Source organism: Vibrio sp. Vf1514, assembly GCF_052076135.1.
In the GTDB taxonomy this organism is placed as follows: Bacteria; Pseudomonadota; Gammaproteobacteria; order Enterobacterales; family Vibrionaceae; genus Vibrio; species Vibrio furnissii.
In genome coordinates this window covers 2,490,545-2,505,232 of sequence record NZ_CP197267.1, presented here as the reverse complement: position 1 = coordinate 2,505,232, position 14,688 = coordinate 2,490,545, and the positions used below count along the sequence as shown (strand labels likewise).

Annotated in this window: 12 protein-coding genes, 3 tRNA genes and 2 rRNA genes; 13 read left to right on the top strand and 4 right to left on the bottom strand. The window is 48.4% G+C overall.

All coding sequences use genetic code 11. From position 1 onward, the window contains the following. Positions 1 to 30: 30 nt before the first annotated feature. From ACS18Q_RS11660 to nfsA, 8 genes are all read left to right on the top strand, one after another. Positions 31 to 106: transfer RNA gene (locus ACS18Q_RS11660), tRNA-Ala, on the top strand. Between the two features lie 299 nt (positions 107 to 405). Next, a 23S ribosomal RNA gene (locus tag ACS18Q_RS11655) occupies positions 406 to 3,296 on the top strand. A 93-nt stretch (positions 3,297 to 3,389) separates the two neighbouring features. Beyond that, positions 3,390 to 3,504: ribosomal RNA gene (rrf, locus tag ACS18Q_RS11650) — 5S ribosomal RNA — on the top strand. A gap of 32 nt (positions 3,505 to 3,536) precedes the next feature. Continuing rightward, a tRNA-Asp gene (locus ACS18Q_RS11645) sits at positions 3,537 to 3,613 on the top strand. A gap of 36 nt (positions 3,614 to 3,649) precedes the next feature. Next, a tRNA-Trp gene (locus ACS18Q_RS11640) sits at positions 3,650 to 3,726 on the top strand. Between the two features lie 176 nt (positions 3,727 to 3,902). Further along, positions 3,903 to 4,814 carry a dienelactone hydrolase family protein gene (locus tag ACS18Q_RS11635; protein WP_441257102.1) on the top strand — a complete coding sequence of 304 codons (912 nt, stop codon included), beginning with the start codon at positions 3,903 to 3,905 and terminating at the stop codon, positions 4,812 to 4,814. A gap of 101 nt (positions 4,815 to 4,915) precedes the next feature. Continuing rightward, positions 4,916 to 5,248, top strand: coding sequence for a DUF1904 domain-containing protein (locus tag ACS18Q_RS11630; RefSeq protein ID WP_004724990.1), 333 nt, complete (start codon positions 4,916 to 4,918; stop codon positions 5,246 to 5,248). A 16-nt stretch (positions 5,249 to 5,264) separates the two neighbouring features. Then, entirely contained in the window at positions 5,265 to 5,987 is a 723-nt protein-coding gene (gene nfsA / locus ACS18Q_RS11625; RefSeq protein WP_172561611.1) for an oxygen-insensitive NADPH nitroreductase, read from the top strand. A gap of 39 nt (positions 5,988 to 6,026) precedes the next feature. Here nfsA and ACS18Q_RS11620 read toward each other — a convergent pair whose 3' ends face one another. The 4 genes from ACS18Q_RS11620 to ACS18Q_RS11605 are packed head-to-tail and all read right to left on the bottom strand — an operon-like array spanning position 6,027 to position 9,751. Beyond that, positions 6,027 to 7,412 carry an AmpG family muropeptide MFS transporter gene (locus ACS18Q_RS11620; protein WP_441257101.1) on the bottom strand — a complete coding sequence of 462 codons (1,386 nt, stop codon included), beginning with the start codon at positions 7,410 to 7,412 and terminating at the stop codon, positions 6,027 to 6,029. A gap of 52 nt (positions 7,413 to 7,464) precedes the next feature. Next, positions 7,465 to 8,010, bottom strand: coding sequence for a peptidylprolyl isomerase (locus ACS18Q_RS11615; protein ID WP_004724984.1), 546 nt, complete (start codon positions 8,008 to 8,010; stop codon positions 7,465 to 7,467). Beyond that, a complete protein-coding gene (locus ACS18Q_RS11610) occupies positions 8,003 to 8,578 on the bottom strand; it encodes a YajG family lipoprotein (protein WP_004724983.1) in 576 nt (191 codons plus the stop codon). The genes ACS18Q_RS11615 and ACS18Q_RS11610 overlap by 8 nt, the downstream gene beginning before the upstream one ends. Positions 8,579 to 8,617: 39 nt before the next feature. Continuing rightward, positions 8,618 to 9,751 carry a methyltransferase gene (locus tag ACS18Q_RS11605; protein WP_441257100.1) on the bottom strand — a complete coding sequence of 378 codons (1,134 nt, stop codon included), beginning with the start codon at positions 9,749 to 9,751 and terminating at the stop codon, positions 8,618 to 8,620. A 153-nt stretch (positions 9,752 to 9,904) separates the two neighbouring features. Here ACS18Q_RS11605 and bolA point away from each other — a divergent pair, with 153 nt between their 5' ends. From bolA to ACS18Q_RS11580, 5 genes are all read left to right on the top strand, one after another. Next, positions 9,905 to 10,213 carry a transcriptional regulator BolA gene (gene bolA, locus ACS18Q_RS11600; protein WP_004724973.1) on the top strand — a complete coding sequence of 103 codons (309 nt, stop codon included), beginning with the start codon at positions 9,905 to 9,907 and terminating at the stop codon, positions 10,211 to 10,213. A 495-nt stretch (positions 10,214 to 10,708) separates the two neighbouring features. Continuing rightward, entirely contained in the window at positions 10,709 to 12,049 is a 1,341-nt protein-coding gene (locus tag ACS18Q_RS11595) for a Na(+)-translocating NADH-quinone reductase subunit A (RefSeq protein WP_081454213.1), read from the top strand. A gap of 5 nt (positions 12,050 to 12,054) precedes the next feature. Next, positions 12,055 to 13,299, top strand: coding sequence for an NADH:ubiquinone reductase (Na(+)-transporting) subunit B (locus ACS18Q_RS11590; RefSeq protein WP_004724969.1), 1,245 nt, complete (start codon positions 12,055 to 12,057; stop codon positions 13,297 to 13,299). Further along, positions 13,289 to 14,056, top strand: a complete 768-nt coding sequence (locus tag ACS18Q_RS11585; RefSeq protein ID WP_004724967.1) for a Na(+)-translocating NADH-quinone reductase subunit C — start codon at positions 13,289 to 13,291, stop codon at positions 14,054 to 14,056. The genes ACS18Q_RS11590 and ACS18Q_RS11585 overlap by 11 nt, the downstream gene beginning before the upstream one ends. After that, positions 14,056 to 14,688, top strand: coding sequence for an NADH:ubiquinone reductase (Na(+)-transporting) subunit D (locus tag ACS18Q_RS11580; protein WP_004724965.1), 633 nt, complete (start codon positions 14,056 to 14,058; stop codon positions 14,686 to 14,688). The genes ACS18Q_RS11585 and ACS18Q_RS11580 overlap by 1 nt, the downstream gene beginning before the upstream one ends.

The window sequence follows — 14,688 nt, the reverse complement described above, 5'->3', positions numbered from 1 at the left end:
GATTGATACGGTTTAGTTTAAGAGATTCGTGGGGCTATAGCTCAGCTGGGAGAGCGCCTGCATGGCATGCAGGAGGTCAGCGGTTCGATCCCGCTTAGCTCCACCATCTTTAAGCACATTTACTTAAGTGTTCTTAGAAATGGTTCATCTCGAAAGAGATACGAATCTTGCTCTTTAACAATTTGGAAAGCTGACAAAACAACAATTTATTGTTGTTTGTAAAGTTCTCAATGTATTCCTAAATGGAATACACCAACAAACACATTCAAGTGTGCTTGGTATCGAAGCTTACTGTTTCAGTAAGTCTTCAAATTGAGTCCGGCAAAATCAGTCACACACTCATGTAAATTAAATGTGTGACACCTAGGTTGTTTAACAACAACCCGAAACTCCTTCGGGTTGTATGGTTAAGTGACTAAGCGTACACGGTGGATGCCTTGGCAGTCAGAGGCGATGAAGGACGTAGTAACTTGCGATAAGCTCAGATTAGGCAGTAACAGCCACTTGAGTCTGAGATTTCCGAATGGGGAAACCCAACTGCATAAGCAGTTACTGTTAACTGAATACATAGGTTAACAGGGCGAACCGGGGGAACTGAAACATCTAAGTACCCCGAGGAGAAGAAATCAACCGAGATTCCGATAGTAGCGGCGAGCGAAATTGGATTAGCCCTTAAGCTTTACATGCGTCAGGTGAAGGTTCTGGAAAGGACCGCGAAACAGGGTGATAGCCCCGTAGCCGACAGCGCATGTTCAGTGAAATCGAGTAGGGCGGGACACGTGTTATCCTGTCTGAATATGGGGGGACCATCCTCCAAGGCTAAATACTCCTGACTGACCGATAGTGAACCAGTACCGTGAGGGAAAGGCGAAAAGAACCCCTGTGAGGGGAGTGAAATAGAACCTGAAACCGTGTACGTACAAGCAGTAGGAGCCTCCTTTGTGGGGTGACTGCGTACCTTTTGTATAATGGGTCAGCGACTTATATTCAGTGGCAAGGTTAACCATATAGGGGAGCCGTAGGGAAACCGAGTCTTAACTGGGCGTTCAGTCTCTGGATATAGACCCGAAACCGGGTGATCTAGCCATGGGCAGGTTGAAGGTTGAGTAACATCAACTGGAGGACCGAACCGACTAATGTTGAAAAATTAGCGGATGACTTGTGGCTAGGGGTGAAAGGCCAATCAAACTCGGAGATAGCTGGTTCTCCCCGAAAGCTATTTAGGTAGCGCCTCGGACGAATACTACTGGGGGTAGAGCACTGTTAAGGCTAGGGGGTCATCCCGACTTACCAACCCTTTGCAAACTCCGAATACCAGTAAGTAATATCCGGGAGACACACGGCGGGTGCTAACGTCCGTCGTGGAGAGGGAAACAACCCAGACCGCCAGCTAAGGTCCCAAATTACAGCTAAGTGGGAAACGATGTGGGAAGGCTCAGACAGCTAGGATGTTGGCTTAGAAGCAGCCATCATTTAAAGAAAGCGTAATAGCTCACTAGTCGAGTCGGCCTGCGCGGAAGATGTAACGGGGCTAAGCTGTAAACCGAAGCTGCGGCAATGCGATTTATCGTATTGGGTAGGGGAGCGTTCTGTAAGCCGTTGAAGGTGTGTTGTAAAGCATGCTGGAGGTATCAGAAGTGCGAATGCTGACATGAGTAACGACAAGGGGGGTGAAAAACCTCCCCGCCGGAAGACCAAGGGTTCCTGTCCAACGTTAATCGGGGCAGGGTAAGTCGACCCCTAAGGCGAGGCTGAAAAGCGTAGTCGATGGGAAACGGGTTAATATTCCCGTACTTCTTACAATTGCGATGGGGGGACGGAGAAGGCTAGGTGGGCCTGGCGACGGTTGTCCAGGTTCAAGTGCGTAGGCTTGAGAGTTAGGTAAATCCGGCTCTCTTTAAGGCTGAGACACGACGTCGAGCACCTACGGGTGTGAAGTCATTGATGCCATGCTTCCAGGAAAAGCCTCTAAGCTTCAGATTGTAAGGAATCGTACCCCAAACCGACACAGGTGGTCGGGTAGAGAATACCAAGGCGCTTGAGAGAACTCGGGTGAAGGAACTAGGCAAAATGGTACCGTAACTTCGGGAGAAGGTACGCTCTTGATGGTGAAGTCCCTCGCGGATGGAGCTGATGAGAGTCGCAGATACCAGGTGGCTGCAACTGTTTATTAAAAACACAGCACTGTGCAAAATCGTAAGATGACGTATACGGTGTGACGCCTGCCCGGTGCCGGAAGGTTAATTGATGGGGTTAGACTTCGGTCGAAGCTCTTGATCGAAGCCCCGGTAAACGGCGGCCGTAACTATAACGGTCCTAAGGTAGCGAAATTCCTTGTCGGGTAAGTTCCGACCTGCACGAATGGCGTAATGATGGCCACGCTGTCTCCACCCGAGACTCAGTGAAATTGAAATCGCTGTGAAGATGCAGTGTACCCGCGGCTAGACGGAAAGACCCCGTGAACCTTTACTACAGCTTGGCACTGAACATTGAACCTACATGTGTAGGATAGGTGGGAGGCTTTGAAGACGTGACGCCAGTTGCGTTGGAGCCGACCTTGAAATACCACCCTTGTATGTTTGATGTTCTAACTTAGACCCGTTATCCGGGTTGAGGACAGTGCCTGGTGGGTAGTTTGACTGGGGCGGTCTCCTCCCAAAGAGTAACGGAGGAGCACGAAGGTGGGCTAATCACGGTTGGACATCGTGAGGTTAGTGCAATGGCATAAGCCCGCTTAACTGCGAGAATGACGGTTCGAGCAGGTGCGAAAGCAGGTCATAGTGATCCGGTGGTTCTGAATGGAAGGGCCATCGCTCAACGGATAAAAGGTACTCCGGGGATAACAGGCTGATACCGCCCAAGAGTTCATATCGACGGCGGTGTTTGGCACCTCGATGTCGGCTCATCACATCCTGGGGCTGAAGTCGGTCCCAAGGGTATGGCTGTTCGCCATTTAAAGTGGTACGCGAGCTGGGTTTAGAACGTCGTGAGACAGTTCGGTCCCTATCTGCCGTGGGCGTTGGAAGATTGAAGGGGGCTGCTCCTAGTACGAGAGGACCGGAGTGGACGAACCTCTGGTGTTCGGGTTGTGTCGCCAGACGCATTGCCCGGTAGCTAAGTTCGGAATCGATAACCGCTGAAAGCATCTAAGCGGGAAGCGAGCCCTGAGATGAGTCTTCCCTGACAGTTTAACTGTCCTAAAGGGTTGTTCGAGACTAGAACGTTGATAGGCAGGGTGTGTAAGCGTTGTGAGGCGTTGAGCTAACCTGTACTAATTGCCCGTGAGGCTTAACCATACAACACCCAAGGGGTTTTGTACTGGACTCAAAGCTAAGCGCATAAGAATGTGTTGAGAGAACGAAAACAGCTTTCCGAATTTTAAGAATTTGCTTGGCGACCATAGCGTTTTGGACCACCTGACTCCATTCCGAACTCAGAAGTGAAACGAAACAGCGTCGATGGTAGTGTGGGGTCTCCCCATGTGAGAGTAGAACATCGCCAGGCTTTAAATTTAGACTCTTGAGTCTAACCAGTGCGGAGCGGTAGTTCAGTTGGTTAGAATACCGGCCTGTCACGCCGGGGGTCGCGGGTTCGAGTCCCGTCCGCTCCGCCACTTTATTCGAGAGTCGTCTCATAAAACACGAACAACAGGGGTGTAGCTCCAATTGGCAGAGCAGCGGATTCCAAATCCGCGTGTTGGGAGTTCGAATCTCTCCACCCCTGCCATCTATTCTAAGCCTCAGTCGAAAGACTGAGGCTTTTTATTTATCTGCAATTCTTATTTCCACCGTTCTGATAGAAATCGTGACGAATTCTTCGTTGTTCAAGCATGCAACTTATCTGTGATCGCCTAAGCTTTTTGTGACCAAAGCACATTCGTTGCTGAACACAAGGATAGGGTTATGCAAACACAAATAGATCAGTCGTTGGAGCGGCAAGCACGAGAAATTCCTCAAGAAGCGTTTGATTGGTATGACGAATATGCTCACGGGGTGATAGACCGACGCGAATTTATGAAGCGGTTGTCCAGCTTAGTTGCGGTCGGTTTTACGATGTCGGTGTTGACGTCTGCGCTGCTCCCCAATTATGCATTTGCAGAGCAAGTGTCGTTCAATGATCCAAAAATCAAAGCCACGTATGTCGAGTTTGATTCCCCCAAAGGGCACGGTAAAGGACGAGGTTATTTGGTCGTGCCAACGCAAGTGCAAGGGAAACTCCCAGCCGTGTTGGTGGTGCACGAAAACCGAGGGTTGAATCCTTACATTGAAGATGTCGCCAGACGCTTGGCGATGAACGGATTTATCGCGTTTGCACCAGATGCGTTGTATCCATTAGGTGGGTATCCGGGCAATGATGATGAAGGACGCGCGTTGCAGAGCAGTATGGATAAAGCCAATATTGAAGAAGATTTCATTGCTGCGGCACTGTTTCTGAAGTCCCATACTCAATGTTCTGGAAAACTTGGCGCAGTTGGTTTTTGCTTTGGTGGTTACATCGTCAATATGCTGGCAGCAACGATTCCCGAGCAGTTGGATGCAGGCGTGCCATTTTATGGAACACCGGCAGCAGAGAATTTGCGTCATCAGGTTAAAGGCCCATTACTCATTCACTTTGCTGAACTGGATCAGCGGGTCAATGCGACTTGGCCGGATTATGAAAAGGCCCTGCTCGCGAACAAAGTACCTTTTGAGGCCGTGATCTATCCCGGCGTGAATCACGGATTCCATAACGATTCTACAGGGCGTTATAACGAAGAGGCAGCGGAATCGGCGTGGGGGAAAACGCTGATGTTTTTTGATTCTCATTTGATGTAGATGAGGGCGGTCCTCATGAATGAAGTAACAAATTGAGGGCCGTAAGGTCGAACCTCTTTTTTTAAGCTGTTATGATGCTTGGAAAAAGAGGAAGTCACGTTATGCCACATTTTCGTTTACGTGCGGTTGAGCCGCAGACCGTACAAGTTTTATCAAAAAGTCTCACTGACGAACTACAACCCTTAATGAAATCACCTCGTGAGGATTTCACGTTCGAGTACATTTACACCACGTTTTTCTTTGAGGGCGAAGTCTCTCCAGCGTACCCATTTGTGGAAGTGTTATGGTTTGACCGCGGTCAGGAGACTCAAGATCACGTTGCTGCCATCATTACGCGTCAGGTTCGAGAGGTGTTGGGTGAAGACGTGAACGTTGCTGTCATCTTTACCGCACTGAAACCAAACGAATATTACGATAACGGCGAACATTATTAAGTCAAAGGAAGTGTGAATGAACAGCGTCATCGACACCATTCAAGGACATCGCTCTATTCGAGCCTTTAAAGAAACACCGATCACGCCTGAGCAATTAGAAACGATCATTGCATCAGGGATCTCGGCATCGTCATCGAGTTTGCTACAAGTAGTCTCGATCATTCGCGTCACTGACAAGCAAAAGCGGGCTGAATTAGCCAAGTTGGCGGGCAATCAAGCATACGTCGAGAGTGCTGCGGAATTTTTGGTGTTCTGTATCGATTATCAACGTCACTATGCAATGAACCCCAATGTGAAGCCAGAGTTCATGGAATTGACGCTGATCGGTGCCGTGGATTCGGGAATTATGGCGCAAAACTGTTTACTGGCCGCTGAGTCTTTGGGGCTGGGCGGTGTGTATATCGGTGGTTTACGTAACTCACCGAACGAAGTGGACTCATTGCTGGGGCTTCCTCCTTATACAGCCATTTTGTTCGGCATGTGTTTAGGTCATCCGGATCAGGATCCGCAACTGAAACCACGTTTAAGCCCTCAAGTGATTGTGCATGAGAACCACTACCAACCGCTGGATTTAACCCTGATCGATCAATACGATCAAACCATGATGGACTATTATCAGAGTCGCTCCAGCAATGCCAAACAGCAAGGCTGGTCTGAGCAAATCACCGCTAAACTGAGCCAAGAATCTCGCCCATTTATGATGGGGTACTTGAATGGCAAAGGCCTAGCGAAGAAATAACAGTGAACCTTGAAAAAAACCGCCTTTCGGCGGTTTTTTTTATTCGCTTTGTTTGAGTGATGCCATTTCTTCATCATGCTTCTGATGGGCTCGCTGAAGCATGTCGGTGAAATAGTGCCGCAATGAATAGAGCATGATGAGGCTTGGAATCACCATCACGGCGGTCAAAATAAAGAAGAGTGACCAGTTATCCAAATACTCGGCTAAGTTGCCACTAAAGGAGGCCAAGACGGTTCGCCCGAAGTTGCCGAGTGAGGCCAGTAAGGCATATTGTGTGGCGGAAAACGCTTGGCCTGTGACGACCGTCAGGAAAGAGACAAAGGCGACGGTAGAGAAGGCAGTGGTGAAGTTGTCGACAAGAATCGTCGCCAACAACAAGTGCTCATTGGTGCCGACTTGAGCAATCCATGAAAACATCAAGTTACTGGCCGACATCGCGACGCCGCCGATCATCAAACCGCGAACAATACCAAAGCGGACGTTGAACATGCTGCCGACAAAGGTAAACAGCATGGTCATTCCCCAACCGATCAATTTGGAGTAATAGCCAATCTGTTCGTTGCTAAAGCCCACTTCTTTATAAAATGCAATCGACATACGGCCAAGAAATGCCTCGCCGATTTTAAATAGAAAGACAAACAGCAGCAACGTCAGGGCGACTTGCGTTCCGTTACGACGAAAGAAATCGAGAAACGGTTCAAACAGGGTGACGCTGAGCCAGCGCATCAAGCGCGAATGTACATAATGCTCATGACGCGCTTCGGCTTGTTTTTGCAATGTCTCACGTTGAGTTGACGGCTCGCCAACCCATAACGTAAAGCCCATCAAAAGCAGCACAATCGCCGCCATACCATAATAGACGTTATTCCAACCGATGGTATCGGCATTGATAAAAGCCAAGTAGCCCGGTAGCGAATAACCGGTCCACCAACCAATCACCGCCATGGCAGATGCTTGTGGCAGTTTCGATGGTTCGGACTTGGGGAATGAGTCGATACGAAAGGCGTCAATGGCGATGTCTTGCGTTGCAGAAGCGATCGCGATACCGAGCGCTAACATCGAGGTCACCATCAAGTTGTTGGCTGGGTTGACGCCAGCGATGAGCAACGTGCAAACCAGCACAATCGCTTGGCAAAGGAAAATCCAACTGCGGCGCTGACCCATTAACGGGGTGAGTAGCGGCAACTTCACGCGGTCCACTAAGGGCGCCCATAGAAAGTTAATCGCATAGACTGAAAATACACTGCCAAAATAACCAATTGCAGACAGGGTTAATCCGGCATCTTTGAGCCAACCGGACATATTGGAGCCAATCAATACCCAAGGAAAACCACTGGAACAGCCCAACATAAACACCCACAGTAAGCGGCGGTCAAAATAGCTGAGCACGGTCTCTTTCCAGGTTTGCACTTGGTCGTTCGGCATGGAATTATTCCTTCGGGAGCGAGCCCTGACGAATGCCAGAGCTCGAACTAGATTACTTGATGAGAGTTGCTTTGGTGATCACGATAGGAGTGACAGGCACATCGCCCATGCGGCCCAGCGTGTGTGTTGGCTGTTTGGCCATTTGCTGAATCACATCGAAACCTTGAATCACTTGACCAAACACCGCATAACCGGGTGGACGTTGGTCGTTGTTCAAGAAATCGTTATCGACGAGGTTGATAAAAAACTGGCGAGTGGCCGAATTTGGGTTCGCCGTTCGCGCCATGGCGATGGTCGCTGTGTCGTTTTTCAAACCATTACTGGCTTCATTTTTAATCGGTGCGTAGGTGTGAAGTTGATTCATGTTTTTGTCGAAACCACCCCCTTGCGCCATAAAACCAGGAATCACACGATGAAACTGGCTGCCGACATAGCTGCCATCTTCCACATATTTCAGGAAGTTTGCGCTGCTGATCGGGGCTTGTTCATCGTTCAGTTCGACGGTAAAAGAGCCCAGGGTGGTATCAAATTCCACTTTGGGACCCGCCCAAACACTGGTACTGAGCAGCGCTAGAGCGGTCAGCCAGACCTTAGTCATGGAAGCGATCCTTCATGTAAGTTTGCAGTTCAGAATCGTTGGCGATCTCTTTGAGCACCAAGTTCACCACGTCATTGAGCACCATTTCGATGTCTTCATCAGAAGCACTCAATGGCGCCGTGCGTTTCGCGCTGCCGTTGTAGCTTTTCACCAGTTTACCTTTAGGCGTTTCAGCCGTCAGTTCCAGAGTAACTTTCGCGTCCATTTCGTTTTCAAACACAGAGTGTTTCACATTCACCAAGGCTTCCTGAACTTCGAGTGTCAGCGTGTTTTCACTGTTCACGGTGAGACGGAAACCTTGCGAGCCAAACTGTTCAGACAACGCATTTTCCAGCGCAATACGTACGTTCTGTTTCGCATGCACAGGTTCGATATTATTGCGACCACTGTCAACCAGCGCGACATACTGCGCTGAGCGAACGTCTTTGCTGACAAAGGTAAATGTACTGCCTTTCACGATATCGCTTTTGCTCAGCACAGGCTGAGGCATAAAGTTAATTTGTTGCTGCTGAGGCGCGGCACAGGCAGTCAACAGTGCGATAGAAGCCGCGAGAACCAGTTTCTTCATGGTCAATTCCTTTCGTTGAGTGAGCATGTTGTAAAATGCTTATTGCTTAATAGCTTGTAAGATAACAAATTTCTGATTACTAGCGACAGTCTTTACTTGAGAACGGCCAAATAACCTCGTTAGTTTTACATCGTAGCCGAGGTGGCGATTACCGATCACCAATAATTTCCCTCCCTTGCGAAGAACATGCTTTGAATCACAGAACATTTGCCATGCAATGTGGTCCGTGATGGCTTGCTGCTGATGGAAAGGAGGATTACACACCACCATATCTGTGTGGGCCGCTTCAAAACCATCCAAACAGTTATTGGCGATGCATTCGATATTTCGCTCTTGACCTAAGTTGGTCACGAGGTTCTGACGCGCAGATTCGACCGCCATAAAGCTCTCATCCACACAAGTGATATTCACTTGCGGGTTGAGCTGGCCCATACGAACTGACAACACACCATTGCCACAACCTAAATCGATCACGTGATTCAACGTGGTATCGCTTGGTAAGTGAGGCAACAAAAATCGCGTACCTTGGTCGAGGCTTTCGCCAGAATAGACATTCGGTAGGTTGTTCAGTTCAATCGATGTACCGTCGACGTGCCAGCGTGTATCGGAGGAGACGACGTCGGAGGGTAAACTGTCGGGTTGACTGAATACCAAGCGATGTTTTTTCCAAGCCAACGATGTGGTGGTGTGTCCCAAATATTTCTCAAACAACTTCAGCGTCGAACTGTGGATCTCTTTGGCTTTGTTGACGGCGATAACTGGGCAATCAGCTGAGAGATGTTGACGCAATTGACTCAATTGCCAAACCAAGTGACGGTTGTTACGAGGAATTTGCATCAACACCAGATCCACATTTTCAGGTATAGCATCGAAAGTCCGTAGTAATGTCACCGCTGGGCAATGATTCTGTTCTAAGTTTCGTGTGGTGGCTTGATGGGCAATGAAGGAGTCACTCATCATGGTGACGCGATACTGATGCGAGAACCAGCAACTTAGAGCGCCAAAAGAGTCATTCAGAATGAGAATATGACGACCCGCTGGCAAGTGCTGTTCGGCGAGATGATTTATCAGGTATTCATCACCAGCATCCCAGGCCTGTAGTGTTTCGTTGCTGCGTATTGGGTAGCGATGCAGCGTGAGTGTTCGATCGTGAAGCGCAAGCTCAGTTTTCATATTTGGAATAAAATTAAATCATCAACTTGGCTATTGTCTCAAATGGGCGTGGATCATGAAACCAAAACCTTTCGCTTCCAGAACGGCGCGAGTACACTAATGCCATCTCCTAAATCAAGTTGTTCACTCATTGTCGTGTGACAAGGAAACCCTATGCTTCAAGAAGTGATTGAAACCAAATTGCACAACGCTTTTCAACCTGACTATCTTAAAGTCATCAACGAGAGTTATATGCACAACGTTGCCCCTGGCTCAGAGAGTCATTTCAAGGTCATTGTTGTGAGCGAACGCTTTGTCGGACAACGTTTGATTGCTCGTCATCGATTGGTGAATCAGGCGCTGATGGAAGAGTTGTCCAACCACATCCATGCTTTGGCGATTCACACCTATACGCCACAAGAATGGCATGAACTGGAGAGTGGCGCCCCCGATAGCCCGATGTGTCTCGGTGGTGGTCACTAATTCAACATTGCTGCAAAAATAGCGTTAAAATGCTGAAGTTTTGCGCAAACATTTAACACCGTTTCAACAAATGGAGGAAATGAAAGCGAATTGAGCTATTGTTTTAATCAATTAATCTGTGAGTTAAGACTCATATTCATAGGCCTTAACTAAGTGTGCGATGCATCAAATTTATGGTTAATACTTTGGCCTGTATCTCCATTTCTTCCTAAATAAAGCGGTCAATCAGGGGATTGGTCATGGCATCAAGTTCCCAAAAGATGCTAGACTATCGCACCTGATAAATCTCACTTCATATATGTGATGAGATTTTTAAAAGGATGTTGCGGTTTTGGCGTTTCAAACAGCCAAAAGCGGGCACTGAAAATGTCGTGTCTAGAGATAGTTAAACTCTGTTGTGGCTTCGGTTTTCGCATGAGCCAGCAGAGTTTAGTGCGTCTCGAATTTACGCAATGAAAGAATCTTTTTCCCGATAAAAAAGTAGTGCAAGTGCGTATGATTACAATAAAAAAGGGTTTGGACCTTCCTATCGCAGGAACTCCTTCCCAGGTGATTAATGATGGCAAAGCCATCAAAAAAGTCGCCTTGCTTGGCGAAGAGTACGTCGGCATGCGTCCTACAATGCATGTTCGCGTAGGTGATGAAGTAAAAAAAGCTCAAGTTCTTTTTGAAGACAAGAAGAACAAAGGCGTTCTATTTACTTCTCCAGTCAGCGGTAAAGTTGTTGAAGTGAACCGTGGTGCAAAACGTGTTCTTCAATCCGTTGTGATTGAAGTGGCAGGTGATGACCAGGTGACGTTCAACAAGTACGAAGCCAATCAGCTAGCGAGTCTTGACCGTGAAGCGGTGAAAACTCAATTGGTTGAATCTGGTCTTTGGACATCGCTACGTACTCGTCCGTTCAGCAAGGTTCCAGCTGTTGATTCAACCACACAGGCTATTTTCGTAACGGCAATGGACACCAATCCATTGGCGGCGGAGCCGACTGTGATCATCAACGAGCAATCTGAAGCCTTCGTTGCTGGCTTGGATGTGTTGTCTGCTCTGACTGAAGGCAAAGTGTACGTTTGTAAAAAAGGTACCAGTCTGCCACGTTCTTCTCAGTCAAACGTAGAAGAGCATGTCTTTGACGGCCCACACCCTGCAGGCCTTCCTGGCACTCACATGCATTACCTTTACCCGGTCAATGCAAACACAGTGGCATGGAGCATCAACTACCAAGACGTGATTGCGGTTGGTCAGTTATTCCTGACGGGTGAACTTTACAACGAACGCGTTGTATCTCTGGCAGGTCCAGTGGTCAACAACCCTCGTCTGATTCGTACAGTACTAGGTGCCAGCCTAGATGAACTGACGAACAACGAAATTATGCCGGGCGAAGTTCGCGTGATTTCTGGCTCTGTACTGTCAGGAACAAAAGCAACGGGTCCACATGCATACTTGGGTCGTTACCATCTGCAAGTCTCTGTATTACGTGAAGGTCGCGAGAAAGAGTTCCTTGGCTGGGCATTGCCTGGTAAGAACAAGTTCTCGGTAACCCGCTCATTCCTAGGTCACCTGTTCAAAGGTCAATTGTTCAACATGACCACGACAACGAACGGTAGTGACCGCGCAATGGTACCGATTGGCAACTACGAAAAAGTGATGCCTCTGGATATGGAGCCAACCTTGTTGCTTCGTGATCTGTGTGCCGGTGATTCAGACAGTGCTCAAAGCCTTGGTGCTTTGGAACTGGATGAAGAAGATCTCGCACTGTGTACCTTTGTATGTCCTGGTAAATACGAGTACGGTCAGTTACTGCGTGAATGCCTCGACAAGATTGAGAAGGAAGGGTAATTTTCATGGGCCTCAAAAAGTTTCTTGAAGATATCGAGCATCACTTTGAGCCGGGTGGTAAACACGAGAAATGGTTTGCGCTTTACGAAGCTGCAGCGACTCTGTTTTACACGCCAGGTCTAGTGACCAAAAAAAGCTCACACGTTCGTGATAGCGTTGACCTAAAACGTATCATGATCATGGTTTGGCTAGCGGTGTTCCCAGCAATGTTCTGGGGTATGTACAACGCTGGTGGTCAGGCAATTGCAGCACTCAATCATATGTATGCTGGCGATCAACTTGCAGCAATCATTGGTGGCAACTGGCATTACTGGTTGACTCAAATGCTGGGTGGCACACTAGCCGCCGACGCAGGTTGGGGCAGCAAAATGCTTCTGGGTGCGACGTACTTCCTACCGATCTACGCCACGGTATTCATCGTGGGTGGTTTCTGGGAAGTGCTGTTCTGTATGGTGCGTAAACACGAAGTGAACGAAGGTTTCTTTGTGACTTCGATTCTGTTCGCACTGATCGTTCCGCCAACGCTACCACTTTGGCAAGCAGCACTGGGTATTACCTTCGGTGTTGTGGTTGCGAAAGAAGTCTTCGGTGGTACCGGTCGTAACTTCCTTAACCCTGCTTTGGCAGGCCGTGCCTTCCTATTCTTCGCATATCCAGCTCAAATTTCGGGTGACCTGGTTTGGACTGCTGCGGATGGTTTCTCTGGCGCAACGGCTCTGAGCCAATGGGCACAAGGCGGTAACGGTGCACTGGTCAATGCGGCAACTGGTCAAGCCATCACTTGGATGGACGCATTCATCGGTAACATTCCAGGTTCAATTGGTGAAGTTTCGACGCTTGCGCTTGCGATTGGTGCAGCATTCATCGTTTACATGGGTATCGCTTCATGGCGCATCATCGCGGGTGTGATGATCGGTATGATCGCACTGTCTACTCTGTTCAACGTGATCGGTTCAGACACCAACCCAATGTTCAACATGCCTTGGCACTGGCACCTAGTTCTGGGTGGTTTTGCATTCGGTATGTTCTTCATGGCGACTGACCCAGTATCGGCTTCGTTTACCAACAAAGCGAAATGGGCATACGGTATCCTGATTGGCATCATGTGTGTTCTCATCCGTGTAGTGAACCCAGCTTACCCAGAAGGCATGATGCTAGCGATTCTGTTCGCTAACCTATTTGCACCTCTGTTCGACCACATCGTTGTGGAGAAAAACATCAAGCGGAGACAAGCGCGCTATGGCAAGTAATAACGACAGCATTAAAAAGACGCTGGCTGTTGTTGTCGGGTTGAGCCTTGTTTGTTCAATCATCGTATCGGCAGCGGCAGTTGGTCTGCGTGATAAGCAAAAACAAAATGCAGTGCTAGATAAGCAAAGCAAGATTGTTGAAGTTGCAGGCATCACGCAGAAAGGTGACGTTCAAGACTTGTACCGCAAGTTTATTGAACCTCGTCTGATTGACTTCAAAACCGGCGACTTTGTTGAAGGTGATGCAGCAACATTTGACCAACGTAAAGAAGCAAAAGATCCTGCGGATTCTATCAAGCTTCCTGCGAATGCAGACGTTGCGAAGATCATTCGTCGTGCAAACACTGGCATCGTTTACCTCGTAAAAGATGGCGACAAAGTGTCTAAAGTGATCCTGCCTGTTCACGGTAACGGTCTGTGGTCTATGATGTACGCTTTCGTAGCAGTTGAAACTGACGGCAACACCGTTTCAGGGATCACTTACTACGAGCAAGGCGAAACTCCGGGATTGGGTGGCGAAGTTGAGAACCCAGGTTGGCGTGCTCAGTGGGTTGGCAAGAAATTGTTCGACGAAAACCACAAGCCAGCGATCAAGGTCGTGAAAGGTGGTGCGCCACAAGGTTCTGAACACGGTGTTGATGCTCTGTCGGGTGCAACATTGACCAGTAACGGCGTTCAACACACATTCGACTTCTGGTTGGGTGACATGGGCTTTGGTCCATTCCTGACTAAAGTCCGTGACGGAGGTCTGAACTAATGTCTAGCGCAAAAGATCTGAAAAAGAGCGTGCTAGCGCCAGTATTGGACAACAACCCAATCGCGCTACAAGTTCTTGGTGTTTGTTCTGCACTTGCAGTGACCACCAAACTAGAAACGGCGTTTGTAATGACGTTGGCAGTAATGTTCGTTACTGCACTGTCTAACTTCTTCGTTTCCCTGATCCGTAACCACATTCCGAACAGCGTGCGTATCATCGTTCAGATGGCGATCATCGCATCTTTGGTTATCGTGGTTGACCAAATCCTGAAAGCGTACCTGTACGACATCTCGAAACAGCTGTCTGTATTCGTAGGTCTGATCATTACGAACTGTATCGTAATGGGCCGTGCAGAAGCGTTTGCGATGAAGTCTGCACCAATCCCATCGTTCATCGACGGTATTGGTAACGGTTTGGGCTATGGTTTTGTACTGATTTCTGTTGGTTTCTTCCGTGAACTGTTCGGTTCCGGCAAACTGTTTGGATTGGAAGTACTGCCTCTTGTCAGCAATGGTGGTTGGTATCAGCCAAATGGTCTGATGCTGCTAGCACCTTCTGCATTCTTCTTAATCGGTTTCATGATTTGGACGATTCGTACGTTCAAACCTGAACAAGTAGAAGCGAAGGAGTAA

Excerpts from the sequence above, each read along its gene's own strand:
- ACS18Q_RS11635 (WP_441257102.1), top strand. The coding sequence starts at position 3,903 with ATGCAAACACAAATAGATCAGTCGTTGGAGCGGCAAGCACGAGAAATT.
- ACS18Q_RS11630 (WP_004724990.1), top strand. The coding sequence starts at position 4,916 with ATGCCACATTTTCGTTTACGTGCGGTTGAGCCGCAGACCGTACAAGTT.
- nfsA (WP_172561611.1), top strand. The coding sequence starts at position 5,265 with ATGAACAGCGTCATCGACACCATTCAAGGACATCGCTCTATTCGAGCC.
- ACS18Q_RS11620 (WP_441257101.1), bottom strand. The coding sequence starts at position 7,412 with ATGCCGAACGACCAAGTGCAAACCTGGAAAGAGACCGTGCTCAGCTAT.
- ACS18Q_RS11615 (WP_004724984.1), bottom strand. The coding sequence starts at position 8,010 with ATGACTAAGGTCTGGCTGACCGCTCTAGCGCTGCTCAGTACCAGTGTT.
- ACS18Q_RS11610 (WP_004724983.1), bottom strand. The coding sequence starts at position 8,578 with ATGAAGAAACTGGTTCTCGCGGCTTCTATCGCACTGTTGACTGCCTGT.
- ACS18Q_RS11605 (WP_441257100.1), bottom strand. The coding sequence starts at position 9,751 with ATGAAAACTGAGCTTGCGCTTCACGATCGAACACTCACGCTGCATCGC.
- bolA (WP_004724973.1), top strand. The coding sequence starts at position 9,905 with ATGCTTCAAGAAGTGATTGAAACCAAATTGCACAACGCTTTTCAACCT.
- ACS18Q_RS11595 (WP_081454213.1), top strand. The coding sequence starts at position 10,709 with ATGATTACAATAAAAAAGGGTTTGGACCTTCCTATCGCAGGAACTCCT.
- ACS18Q_RS11590 (WP_004724969.1), top strand. The coding sequence starts at position 12,055 with ATGGGCCTCAAAAAGTTTCTTGAAGATATCGAGCATCACTTTGAGCCG.
- ACS18Q_RS11585 (WP_004724967.1), top strand. The coding sequence starts at position 13,289 with ATGGCAAGTAATAACGACAGCATTAAAAAGACGCTGGCTGTTGTTGTC.
- ACS18Q_RS11580 (WP_004724965.1), top strand. The coding sequence starts at position 14,056 with ATGTCTAGCGCAAAAGATCTGAAAAAGAGCGTGCTAGCGCCAGTATTG.